Origin of the sequence: Sporosarcina sp. P20a, from assembly GCF_002743175.1 — a bacterium.
In the GTDB taxonomy this organism is placed as follows: Bacteria; Bacillota; Bacilli; order Bacillales_A; family Planococcaceae; genus Sporosarcina.
Map to the genome: position 1 here is coordinate 157,090 of NZ_PDYT01000001.1, position 12,891 is coordinate 169,980.

At 40.1% G+C, this 12,891-nt stretch carries 12 protein-coding genes; 11 read left to right on the plus strand and 1 reads right to left on the minus strand.

What is annotated here, in order from left to right; all coding sequences use genetic code 11:
* Positions 1-3 precede the first annotated feature (3 nt).
* Complete coding sequence (locus CSV72_RS00775) at positions 4-492, plus strand: helical membrane plugin domain-containing protein (protein WP_143561138.1); 489 nt, start codon at positions 4-6, stop codon at positions 490-492.
* A gap of 118 nt (positions 493-610) precedes the next feature.
* Positions 611-1,519 (plus strand): formyltetrahydrofolate deformylase, encoded by a 909-nt coding sequence (gene purU / locus CSV72_RS00780; RefSeq protein WP_099633259.1) that lies wholly within the window; start codon positions 611-613, stop codon positions 1,517-1,519.
* A 38-nt stretch (positions 1,520-1,557) separates the two neighbouring features.
* Here the strand turns inward: purU and CSV72_RS00785 are convergent, their stop codons facing one another.
* Positions 1,558-2,421 (minus strand): YitT family protein, encoded by an 864-nt coding sequence (locus CSV72_RS00785; protein ID WP_099633260.1) that lies wholly within the window; start codon positions 2,419-2,421, stop codon positions 1,558-1,560.
* Positions 2,422-2,582: 161 nt separating this feature from the next.
* On the opposite strand from CSV72_RS00785, the gene CSV72_RS00790 reads away from it, so the two are divergent.
* From CSV72_RS00790 to CSV72_RS00830, 9 genes are all read left to right on the plus strand, one after another.
* On the plus strand, positions 2,583-4,481 hold the full coding sequence (locus tag CSV72_RS00790; protein ID WP_369802869.1) for a PrkA family serine protein kinase: 1,899 nt from the start codon (positions 2,583-2,585) through the stop codon (positions 4,479-4,481).
* Between the two features lie 236 nt (positions 4,482-4,717).
* Positions 4,718-5,878: a sporulation protein YhbH gene (yhbH, locus tag CSV72_RS00795; RefSeq protein WP_099676706.1), complete on the plus strand. Its 1,161-nt coding sequence runs from the start codon at positions 4,718-4,720 to the stop codon at positions 5,876-5,878.
* Positions 5,869-7,266, plus strand: a complete 1,398-nt coding sequence (locus CSV72_RS00800) for a SpoVR family protein (RefSeq protein WP_099676707.1) — start codon at positions 5,869-5,871, stop codon at positions 7,264-7,266. Before yhbH ends, CSV72_RS00800 begins: the two co-directional genes overlap by 10 nt.
* 168 nt (positions 7,267-7,434) lie before the next feature.
* Positions 7,435-8,238 (plus strand): amino acid ABC transporter substrate-binding protein, encoded by an 804-nt coding sequence (locus CSV72_RS00805; RefSeq protein ID WP_099676708.1) that lies wholly within the window; start codon positions 7,435-7,437, stop codon positions 8,236-8,238.
* Positions 8,239-8,347: 109 nt separating this feature from the next.
* Positions 8,348-9,007, plus strand: a complete 660-nt coding sequence (locus tag CSV72_RS00810) for an amino acid ABC transporter permease (protein WP_099633265.1) — start codon at positions 8,348-8,350, stop codon at positions 9,005-9,007.
* Between the two features lie 12 nt (positions 9,008-9,019).
* On the plus strand, positions 9,020-9,769 hold the full coding sequence (locus tag CSV72_RS00815) for an amino acid ABC transporter ATP-binding protein (RefSeq protein WP_099676709.1): 750 nt from the start codon (positions 9,020-9,022) through the stop codon (positions 9,767-9,769).
* Positions 9,770-10,012: 243 nt separating this feature from the next.
* A complete protein-coding gene (locus tag CSV72_RS00820; protein WP_099676710.1) occupies positions 10,013-11,023 on the plus strand; it encodes an ABC transporter substrate-binding protein in 1,011 nt (336 codons plus the stop codon).
* A 23-nt stretch (positions 11,024-11,046) separates the two neighbouring features.
* Positions 11,047-12,090, plus strand: coding sequence for an ABC transporter permease (locus CSV72_RS00825; protein ID WP_099676711.1), 1,044 nt, complete (start codon positions 11,047-11,049; stop codon positions 12,088-12,090).
* Complete coding sequence (locus CSV72_RS00830) at positions 12,065-12,862, plus strand: ABC transporter ATP-binding protein (RefSeq protein WP_099676712.1); 798 nt, start codon at positions 12,065-12,067, stop codon at positions 12,860-12,862. Before CSV72_RS00825 ends, CSV72_RS00830 begins: the two co-directional genes overlap by 26 nt.
* Positions 12,863-12,891 lie beyond the last annotated feature (29 nt).

A 12,891-nucleotide genomic window follows, 5' to 3' on the forward strand; every position in this document is an offset into this window, starting at 1 on the left:
TCAATGGCGGCACCCATAACTTCTATTAAAAGAACAGAACGATCCGAATTGGAAATACAGCAAGATAAGTTGGCGGAACTACAGAAACAAATTGCTGAACAGGAAGAGTCTTTGCAGAAAATCATGGAGATCACAGGTGAATTGCATAAGATTGGCGCACTAGACGCATTACAAGCCATGCTTCATTCAAAAGAAAAGATTACCGGCATAGCGTTAGGTCAAGTATCCAGAGAACCTGTCACCAACCTGCTCAATAATTTGATGGCAGGAGCTGGAATTCTAACTGCATTAGACCCAGCCACCATTCAGCAACTCTCAAAAAGTGTCCAAAAAGGATTGTCGGAAGCAGAGCAAGGGAATGATGATGGTCAGAAAACAGGCGTTCTTCAACTGATGAAAGCTATCAATGATCCTGATATCAATCGTGCGTTAACTTTCGGTATGAACTTCTTAAAAGGGATGGGGAGAGGTTTAGAAAAACCTGCTGAGTAAGATTTTTGCGAAAAACATCACTTTGCTTCATACTGTATGAGAAGCGTTTACACGTTCCCTAGCCTTACTGGCTGGGGAACTTATTCATTACGTAACATTATTTGTAGGAGATGAAAATATGTCGGCCCAAAGTAAAATTGCAACACATTTACAAGAACAATCTACAGCACAGAAAAACATCGGAAGACTGCTTGTGAAATGCTCAGATAAACCGGGAATTGTATCTGCAGTCTCCGCATTTTTGCTACAATATGAAGCAAATATCGTAGAATCCAGCCAATATTCAACTGATCCAGAAGGTGGCATGTTCTATTTACGTATCGCATTCCATTTAGACAATCTAATGGAGAAAAAAGAAGAAATGGAAGAACATTTTAATGACATTGCGAACCAATATGAAATGGACTATCACTTTTCGTACGCCGTAGAACTAAAACGAACGGCGATCTTTGTTTCCAAAGAACCGTATTGCTTAATGGAATTGCTATGGGAATGGCAGAATGGTGATTTAAATACTGACATCGTTGTGGTTATCAGTAACCATGAAGATGCTCGCGGAATGGTCGAAGCACTTGGTATTCCTTTCTACTACATTCCGGCGAACAAAGATATACGCCAAGAAGTAGAGAAACAGCAAGTGAAGTTAATGGAAGAATACGATGTGGACGTACTCGTGTTAGCGCGTTATATGCAAATACTAACACCTGAATTCGTTAGTCACTTCCCGAATCAAATTATCAATATTCATCATTCGTTCTTGCCGGCCTTCATCGGTGCGCGTCCTTACGAAAGAGCTTTTGGACGTGGTGTAAAACTGATTGGTGCAACGTCACACTATGTAACGAACGATTTAGATGAAGGTCCAATCATTGAACAGGACATCGAGCGCGTAGATCACCGTGACGATATTGTTCAATTGAAGAAGATTGGACGCACTATCGAGCGACGTGTTCTTGCACGTGCAGTGAAGTGGCATCTTGAAGATCGAGTGATTGTAGAGAATAATAAAACCATTGTCTTCCATTAAGAGACACGAAACCGCCACTCGAATGAGTGGCGGTTTTTTTAATGTATAGGTGACTTGAAGGTCGCTCCATGTGTTTCTTGTGTGTTCATGATGGTCAAGAAGGCAGAAGGGTCTATGTCGGTAGTGATTTGCTTTAGCTTTGAAATTTCTAGTCTTGTCACGACTACATAGATGACGTCTTTTTCGTTATCAGAATAGCCACCACGACCGTGCAGCATTGTAATGCTGCGGCCGAGTCGTAGACGAATCGCTTCACCTAGTTCTTCGTATTCATCGGAGATAATAAAGACGGCCTTGGTCTCGTCTAGGCCTTGAATCACAATGTCGATCGCTTTTGAGGCTATATAGTATGTAATGATCGAGTACATCGCTTTTTCGGGTCCGAGTACAAAGCCTGCCCATCCGAAAATGAAGAGGTTGAAGAACATTACGAATTCTCCGACACTGTATGGGATTTTCTTTGTAAGTAAAATGCCGAGAATCTCCGTCCCGTCTAGCGCCCCGCCATTACGTATGATGGTTCCAACACCTGCGCCAAGCAACAATCCTCCAAAGACTGTAGCCAGTAACGAATCTGTAACGAATGGACCTAGTTTTTTTAGTGGAAATTCTACGATCGCAAGCAAAGCAATCGCATAGGAAGAGGAGAAGAAAAAGTTCTTGCCGATATGTTTATAGCCGAAGAACAAGAAGGGCAAGTTTAAGATCAAAATCAAAATTCCAAAAGGTACTCCAGAAATGAAATTCAATATAAGTGCGATCCCGATAATCCCCCCATCAATTACGGAGTTAGGGATTAAAAATAAATCTAACGCAACTGCTGTAATTACAACACCAATAGAAATGAATAAATAGCGTCTAAGTAAATGCCCTACAGTTTCCTTTTTATGTTGTTTGCTCATAAAACTCCCCTTTTTTCAAACGTATTTATTCTATCTTAACGGAATCTTTAAAAAGAAAGTAGTGAAAATCTAAGGTTGTCAATTTTTCTTCCGAAGGACATGATGAATCTTTTACTCTTTCAGAACATAAGATGATACATCATAGCCTAATTGGAGGAGATATGTTGGATATCATTCGTCAGTTGCATAACTATCGCAAAGAAGAAAATCAGTTGAAGTGGGAAGGTACATTTTTGGAGTATCTAGAATTAATTAAAGAGCGTAAAGAAGTGGCACAGACTGCACATTCCCGTATTTATGAAATGATTAAAAGCGCAGGAATTGAAAAGAAAGACGGTAAGAAGATTTATAATTTCTTTGATGAAGAGTTATATGGTCTGGAAGAGTCTATCGAACGTTTAGTGGAAGAATATTTTCATCCAGCAGCCAAGCGTTTAGATGTAAAGAAGCGCGTACTGTTACTGATGGGGCCTGTTAGTGGTGGTAAATCTACTATCGTTACGATGTTGAAACGTGGGCTAGAAGCGTATTCCCGCACGGATGAAGGAGCGGTGTATGCGATCAAAGGATGTCCGATGCATGAAGACCCATTGCACTTGATTCCGGAATCATTGAGGAAGTCATTCTTTGAAGAGTATGGCATAAGAATCGAAGGTAGTTTATCGCCTTTAAATCAATTGCGTCTTGAAGAAGAATTCGGGGGTGAAATTGAAAATGTTGTAGTGGAACGCATTCTCTTCTCAGAAGACCGCCGTGTCGGCATTGGAACATTCACACCATCCGATCCGAAGTCACAGGACATCGCTGATTTAACAGGAAGTATAGACTTCTCCACTATTGCTGAATATGGTTCGGAATCGGATCCACGTGCATACCGATTTGATGGAGAATTGAATAAAGCGAATCGGGGCATGATGGAGTTCCAAGAAATGCTGAAGCTCGATGAAAAGTTTCTTTGGCATTTATTGTCCTTAACACAGGAAGGAAATTTTAAAGCAGGAAGATTTGCATTGATTAGTGCAGATGAACTAATCGTTGCGCATACGAATGAAACGGAATATCGTTCTTTCATTAGTAATAAAAAGAACGAAGCGCTTCACTCAAGATTGATTGTCATACCAGTTCCATACAATCTAAAAGTAAGTGCGGAAGAAAAGATTTATGAAAAAATGATTCGTGACAGTGATATGGCTCACGTCCACATTGCGCCGCATGCATTGCGAGTGGCTGCTATTTTTTCTGTTTTGACACGTTTGAAAGCATCTAAGAAACAAGGCATCGATCGCTTGAAGAAATTGCGCTTGTATGATGGACAGAATGTCGAAGGTTTCAACGATGCAGATGCGGAAGAACTGAAGAACGAATTTATAGATGAAGGCATGGACGGAATCGATCCACGCTACGTCATCAACCGTATTTCTTCTGCAATTATCCGAAAAGAAGTACCAAGCATCAATGCACTAGATGTATTGCGTTCATTAAAAGACGGCTTCGATCAACACGCTTCCATTTCGAGTGAAGACCGTGACACGTATATGAACTATATTTCAATGGCGCGTAAAGAGTATGATGAAATTGCGAAAAAAGAAGTCCAGAAAGCTTTCGTCTATTCTTACGAAGAGTCTGCCAAAACATTAATGGATAATTACTTGGATAACGTTGAAGCATACTGTAATAAAAACAAACTACGAGACGCGCTAACTGGGGAAGAAATCAACCCCGATGAAAAGTTGATGCGTTCGCTGGAAGAGCAGATTGGAATTTCCGAGAATGCGAAAAAGGCATTCCGTGAAGAAATTCTGATTCGCATCTCGGCATACGCAAGAAAACACCAGCGCTTCGACTATCGCTCTCATGACCGTTTGCGTGAAGCGATTCAGAAAAAACTTTTCACCGATCTAAAAGACGTCGTGAAGATCACTACAACTTCTACAACGCCTGACGAGACACAACTGAAGAAAATGAACGAAGTCGTAGCACGCCTAGTAGACGAACATGGCTACAACTCTATCTCAGCAAACGACCTGCTACGTTACGTAGGAAGTTTATTAAATCGATAAATTGGATGAGTACTGTGAATTGAATTGGCGTGATGATGGGATTGCAACTCGGGTCTAGGTACGCCCTCCGAAGAGCAAATCCCGGTTCCAGAACTAATAGAAGCCTATACAAATCAAAACCAAGAGACCTCAAATCATGAGGTCTCTTTTTAGTTTTGTTGCCGTTTAGTCAATATTCAAATAGCTATCGCATATGATAGGGAAACAAATTGTTCGAAAGATAGGCGGGGATACGAGTGGAAGAAAACCAGAAAAGTCGATTCGTTGTCACTGAAGAAAATTGGTCTCTCCATCGCAAAGGCCACCAGGACCAGCAACGCCATCTAGATAAAATAAATGAAGTACTAAAAAGTAACTTACCCGACTTGATTAGTGAAGAGAACATCATACTTTCAAATGGAAAAGACATGGTGAAGATTCCAATTCGCTCACTAGATGAATTTAAAATTCGTTACAACCACGACAAGTCCAAGCACGTTGGCCAAGGCGAAGGTGACAGTGCGGTAGGAGACGTAGTGGCGCAAGGAGAAAAGAAGGCGCAGCCAGGTGACGGAAAAGAAGCAGGCGATCAGCCGGGGCAAGATATCTATGAAACGGAAATCTCGATTGAAGAGTTGGAAGAGATGTTCTTTAAGGAATTAGAGCTGCCAGACTTGGAACAAAAAGAACAATCAGTAACAACGATTGAAGATATTGATTTCACGGACATCCGTAAAAAGGGACTAATCGGTAATATTGATAAAAAACGGACTTTATTATCTGCTATAAAACGTAATGCGATGAAAGGAAAAGCTGAAGTTGCTCCAATTCTAGGAGATGATCTACGGTTTAAAACTTGGAATCCCGTGGAAAAACCGCAATCTAAAGCGGTTGTCATCGCAATGATGGACACGAGTGGTTCAATGGGTAAATTTGAGAAGTATATGGCACGAAGTTTCTTCTTTTGGATGACAAAGTTTTTACGGACAAAGTATGAAACGGTAGAAATTGAATTCATTGCGCATCATACGGAAGCAAAAGTAGTATCAGAGGAAAACTTCTTCAACAAAGGAGAAAGTGGCGGGACCAGATGTTCATCTGCCTATAGTAAGGCGTTGGAAGTTATTAAGGAATCTTATCCACCAACTAGTTATAATATCTATCCTGTACATTTTTCGGACGGGGAGAATATGACGAGTGACAATAAGAAGTGTTTGGAACACGTGGATGAATTATTGGCGATATCGAATATGTTTGGATATGCCGAAGTCAATGAACATCGTAGAATGTCAACGTTGATGTCTGCGTATAAATCAATTGAACATCCCAAATTCAATTATTATATCTTGCAAAAAAATCGCGATGTCTACTTTGCGCTCAAGAAGTTTTTCGAAAAGCGAACGGAGGGATTACGCTGACTGATCAACGGGCACTATATTATGCAATTGATGAGATCACGGAGATTGCCAGTGGGTTTGGACTCGATTTTTATCAGATGCGGTATGAAATTTGCCCAGCGGATATTCTGTATACGTTTGGTGCCTATGGAATGCCTACGCGTTTCACACATTGGAGTTTTGGTAAACAATTTCATAAGATGAAGCTGCAATATGATATCGGTTTAAGCAAAATCTATGAGCTAGTGATAAATTCAAATCCTTGTTATGCATTTTTATTGAATACGAATAGTTTAATTCAAAATAAATTAATCATTGCGCATGTATTAGCGCATTGTGACTTCTTCAAGAATAATATCTATTTCTCTAAGACGCGTAAAGACATGGTTGAAAGCATGGCGGCTACAGCCGAACGAATTGCAGACTATGAGGTACGTTACGGAAAGAAATGCGTGGAAACGTTTCTTGATGCGGTATTAGCCATTCAAGAACATGTAGATCCTAGTATGATGCGAGACATCATCCCGGCACCGTTTATTGTCCAACAACCCCGTAGATCAGCATATGAAGATTTATGGGACCTGGATCAACGGACAATTCCCGGGCAGCAAGCGATTGAAATGCACAAAAAGAATCCGAAGGAACAAGAAAAGGACATCTTATTATTTATTCTAGAAAATAGTCGTAATCTAACGGAATGGCAATCGGACATCTTGACGATGTTACGTGAGGAAATGCTCTATTTCTGGCCGCAGTTGGAAACGAAAATCATGAATGAAGGGTGGGCTTCTTATTGGCATCAAACCATCCTCCGACAAATGGATTTAACGCCTTCAGAAACAATTGAGTTTGCAAAACTTAATGCTAGTGTACTACAGCCTTCTAAGACCTCCATTAATCCGTATTATCTCGGTGTTAAAATGTATGAGGATATTGAGAAGCGCTACGATGTTTTAGCTAAAGAAGCCACTTCACGTGGAGAAGAAGCGATGACGGGACGGGAAAAAATATTCGAAGCGCGTGAAATCGAAAATGATACATCCTTCATTCGAAATTACTTGACGGACGACCTCATCAAACAAGAGGATCTGTATGTATTTCAAAAGCAGGAAGACCAATACAAAATCTCTGACAAACAGACCGATGCTGTCCGGAATCAGTTAATTGGACAGCGAGTGAACGGTGGTTTTCCTTATATAGTAGTAGACGATGGGGACTATATGCGTAATGGTGAACTGTATCTTATTCACCGCTATGAAGACACTGAACTTGATTTGCCATATTTAGAACATGTTTTACCTCATATACATCAGCTTTGGGGACGCATCGTGCATATCGAAACGATACTTGAGAACAAGCCTTTAGTATTTTCATATGATGGACACAAAGTGTTTAGGAGAAGTAAATAACGAAAAGAGAATAGTCATAGCGCATTCTTGGACTGAAGACAACTCCTGTAATATGGAGATTGCCTTCAGTTTTTTTACTTTGCTACTTTTCATTTTGTGTATCTAATGTTATTTTTATAGTATACTAACTCATTAACGTACTAAAGAGTAAAGAAAAGAGGAAAACCAATGAAAAAGACCACTATTGCTTTATTATTCGCAGCATTATTCCTAGTGCTAGCAGGATGTTCGGACAAGTCTTCAAGCGGTGAAAAGCCTTCAACGGAAACCGGTAATGGAGACACGAAAGAAATTATCATCGGTGTAGATGACAAATTCGCACCTATGGGATTCCGTGACGATAAAAATAATTTAGTCGGCTTTGATATTGATATGGCGACAGCAGCGGCTGAGCATATGGGCTCTACAGCAAAATTCCAACCGATCGATTGGAAGACGAAAGAGACGGAACTTAGTAGTGGACGAATCGATTTAATTTGGAACGGCTATACGATCACGAAAGAGCGTCAAGAAAAAGTACTATTCACGAAGCCTTATTTGGATAATAATCAAGTTATCGTGACGTTAGTAGACTCTGATGTCAAAGCAATTGAAGATTTAGATGGAAAAACGGTAGGCGTGCAAGCATTATCATCAGCTGGGCCAGCACTAGAAAGCCACCCGATTCACGAAAAATTAAAAAACATTACAGAATTTGCGGATAATGTTCTAGCGTTAACAGATTTAAAAACTGGTCGGCTAGATGCAGTTGTTCTGGATGAAGTCGTCATTGATTACTATATGACTAATGAAGAAGGTGTCTTTGCAAAAGTTGATGGATCATTGGCAGTGGAAGAGTATGGCGTTGGAGTGAAACAAGGCAATGAAAAAATGCTTGAAAATCTTCAAAAGGCATTGGATACAATGAACGAAGATGGTACTTCAGCTGAAATTTCTACAGAATGGTTCGGAGAAGACAAAGTTCTACGCTGAGTAGTAGAATAAGTGATGTCAACGGAAGTTGTAATTATGACTTCCGTTGGTATTTGTATTGTAAGAGAAGTACATAAAACCTTGAATGGTTTTTTGGAGGAATTTACTAATGAGTTATGAATATTTTATGTCCATGCTGATCCCCATGTTGGAAGGAGCTAAAGCGACTGTCCTATTATTTGTAATAGCGATCGTCTTATCTATTCCACTCGGATTCTTGTTGACACTTGCCGTAAGAAGTAGTATTAAACCAATTTCTTATTTGGCGCAGACTTTTATATACGTCATGCGTGGGACCCCTTTGTTATTACAGCTATTGTTCTTTGTATTTGGTTTACCACTTCTGCCGGTAATTGGTGAGTATTTAGTTTTTGACCGTTTTGTTGCGGCTACAATAGCGTTCATTTTAAACTATTCAGCGTACTTTGCTGAAATATTCCGTGGTGGATTAATTTCCATCGATAAAGGACAATATGAGGCTTCCCAAGTACTTGGATTATCGAAATGGCAAACAACGGTGCGAGTCATCTTGCCGCAAATGTTTCGTGTTACGCTACCGCCAATTGCGAATGAATCGGTATCTTTAGTAAAAGATACGGCGCTTTTATATGCGGTAGCTGTTCCTGAGTTGCTACACTATGCGCAAACAGTCGTAAACAGAGACTTCACAATCATTCCGTTCTTCATTGCAGCGGGGATTTACTTGCTGATAGCATTCGGTTTGACTGTAGTGTTTAAGTATTTAGAGAGAAAGCTGCAATACGAATGAGGAGAGAAAACTATGTCTTTCATTGAAGTACGTAACTTACAGAAATCATTCGGTCCATTGGAAGTATTGAAGGATATATCGTTTGATGTTCAAAAAAATGATGTAATGGCAATTATCGGACCTTCGGGTTCTGGAAAAAGTACGATGTTGAGAAGTTTAATTCAACTGGAGCAAGTCGGTGGCGGAAGTATTAGAGTGGATGGGGATTACCTAGTTAAAGATGGCATTTACACAAACCCTACAGATAGTAAAATAATTAATTCTAAAATGGGAATGGTATTTCAACAATTTAACCTGTTTCCTCATTTAACTGTAAAACAGAACTTGGAATTGGCGCCGAAACTTGTGAAGAAAGAAAAAGCTAACGATTATGGGCATAGAAGTATCGAGTTACTTGAGAAAGTCGGATTGGCTTCAAAAGCTGATGAATTACCTTCACGACTCTCGGGTGGCCAGAAACAACGTGTAGCGATTGCGAGAGCATTGATGATGGATCCGGATATTTTATTATTCGATGAACCGACTTCTGCTTTAGATCCGCAATTGACGAAAGAAGTATTGCAAGTTATGAAAAACCTTGCGGAAGAGCATATGACGATGATTGTGGTGACGCATGAAATGGAATTTGCAAGCAGTGTCGCGAATCATGTAATCTTTATGGACGACGGAATGATCATTGAATCGGGTACTCCAGAAGAAGTGATCAAATCACCGAAAGAAATGCGTACAAAGAGATTCCTGAATTACGAGTTTAGTAAATAACCAAAAGTAGTGATGCGAATATAATACTCGCATCACTACTTTTTTTGTGGATTACTCAATTCCTAGTGAAATTATTGCAATATATGAAAGATTACAGCAAAATGTTAGTAAACTTGTTAGAATTCACGAAAAATATTGAATAATGCATTGACGAATAACTTTGTTAAGGGTACGATTACGTATAATTATTACCTTTTCTGAATACTTCGAACCGGTAATAGATAATAGTTGAGGGGGATTTACATGAAGAAACGTTGGGTGACTTATGTAGCTGCACTATTCAGTATCGTGCTCATTCTAGCTGCGTGTGGTGGGAAAAAGGAGTCATCTGATTCAGTAGCAGATGATAAAAATGATGACAAAGCAAGCACTGAAGAAAAATACATAATTGGTGTTACACAAATTGTTGAACACCCGTCTTTAGATGCGGCGTTTGAAGGGTTCCAAAAGGCGATTGAAGATGCAGGATTGAATGTCGAATATGACAAGCAAAATGCGCAAAATGATAATAGTTCCAACTCAACAATTGCCAACAACTTAGCAGGCGCAGGCGTAGATTTAATATTTGCTAACTCTACACCAAGTGCACAGGCAGCAGCTAGTGCGACACAAGATATTCCAATCATCTTTACATCCGTTACGGATGCAGTAGCAGCGGAACTTGTTGCATCTAACGAAGAACCAGGTGGAAACGTTACAGGAACTACTGATAACCATCCGGATGCTATTCCAAATACAATGAAATTCTTAAAAGAAAACTTAGCTGCAAAAAAAGTAGGCATGATCTTTAACTCAGGAGAACAAAACTCTCGCTTACAAGTGGATCATGTAAAAGAAATTCTTGCAGATATGGATATGGAAGTTGTAGAAGCATCTGTTGCGACTTCAGCAGACGTAAAACAAGCAGCTGAATCATTAATCGGTTCAGTAGATTCATTCTATATCATCACAGATAACACAGTAGTATCAGCACTAGAATCGGTCATCTCTGTTGCGAACGACAATAAGATTCCGATGATGGTTGGTGAATTTGATTCTGTGAAACGTGGTGGACTTGGAGCATACGGCTTTGAGTATTACGACATCGGCTATGAGGCGGGTGAAATGGCAGTAAAGATTCTAACGGGTGAAGAAACGCCTGAATCATTACCTGTTCAATTACCACAGAACTTAAAGTTAGTGATGAATGAAGAGACTGCAAACGCAATCGGCTTGAAGATTCAAGATGATTGGAATGCAGAAGTAGCAGAATAAATACAATTAGGAGATGATCTTGCATGTTTTCAGCTGTATTTGGCTCAGTTGAGCAGGGTATCATCTATGCGATCATGGCACTCGGAGTGTATTTAACATTTCGGGTGCTTGATTTTCCAGATTTAACAGTGGATGGAAGTTTTGTAACAGGTGCTGCAGTAGCGGCTACGATGATTGTATTTGATTATCATCCACTTGTTGCAACACTTACCGCGATCTTGGTCGGCTTTTTTGCTGGATGTATAACAGGTTTATTACATACCAAAGGAAAAATCAATCCACTTCTATCCGGAATCCTCATGATGATAGCTCTTTACTCGATAAATCTTCGGATAATGGGACTGACTACCGAAAGTTCAGTAGGCCGCCCGAATATTCCGCTTTTAAATTCAGAAACGATTTTCAGTAAGTTCCAAGGTTTCTGGAGTAGTCTAGGAATTGATGAAGCAATCAATGGCTTCTTAGCAGGTCTCGGCTTGGAACATTTACCATCGACTTGGGGAACATTAGTATTGATGATTTTAGTTGTCGTGATCATTAAATTCATTGCGGACTGGTTCTTGCAAACCGAAGTCGGTTTGGCCATCCGTGCAACTGGCGATAATAAAAAAATGATTCGCAGCTTCTCTGCCAATACAGATACACTCGTTATTCTCGGACTGGGAATTTCTAATGCATTAGTAGCTTTCTCAGGTTCTTTGATCGCACAACATGGGAAATTCGCAGATAACGGCTTGGGAATTGGTATGATTATTATCGGATTGGCTTCTGTTATTATCGGAGAAGCAATCTTCGGAACCAAAACTATTTTCCGCACCACGTTGGCGGTAGTTATCGGTGCAGTCATCTATCGTATCGTAATCGGTCTATCACTACGCGTGAAAATTCTCGATTCAGGTGATATGAAATTGATCACTGCAGTCATTGTAATCGCCGCATTGATTATTCCACAGATTCTTGAAAAGAGACGGGAAAAATCACGTAAAGCGAAAAGACAAGCTGAACGAATGGCAATAAAGTCATCACAAGGAGGTCATAGCGTTGTTGAAGCTGGTTCAAGTCAATAAAATATTTAATGAATCGACTCCTGATGAAAAAGTAGCGCTTGACCAGATTAACTTGCATTTACAACCGGGTGATTTCGTTACTGTGATCGGAAGTAACGGTGCAGGGAAATCGACCATGATGAATATGATATCAGGCGCATTGACACCGGATTTTGGTTCTATTTATATTGATAATAAAGATGTCACGCGTTTGGCAGAGTTCAAACGATCTAAAATGATCGGGCGCGTTTTTCAAGATCCGATGTCAGGTACAGCACCTACTATGACAATTGAAGAGAATTTGGCAATGGCTTATTCCCGTAACCGGCGTCGTTCATTGCATCGCGGAGTAGATAAGAAACGAAAAGATTTATTCCGTACATCACTTGAAACATTGCACTTGAATCTCGAAAATCGGATGACAGCGAATGTTGGATTATTGTCAGGTGGCGAGCGTCAAGCATTGTCATTGTTGATGGCAACTTTTACGCAGCCTTCTATATTGTTGCTGGACGAGCATACAGCAGCGCTTGACCCGTCCCGTGCAGAGCTGATTACCGATTTAACGAAACGTTTAGTTGAGAAAGATCAACTGACGACGTTGATGGTAACGCATAACATGCAACAGGCACTCGACCTTGGAAATCGTTTGATTATGATGGATAAAGGTCAAATTATCCTAGAAGTGGAAGAAGAGCAGAAACAGCACTTGACGATTGCAAAATTGATGGATGAATTTCAACGCATTCGTGGAGAGCAACTTACTAGTGATGCAGCTTTACTTTCTGTATAAACAAAAGCCCCTGTTTTCCGGTTGTGGAA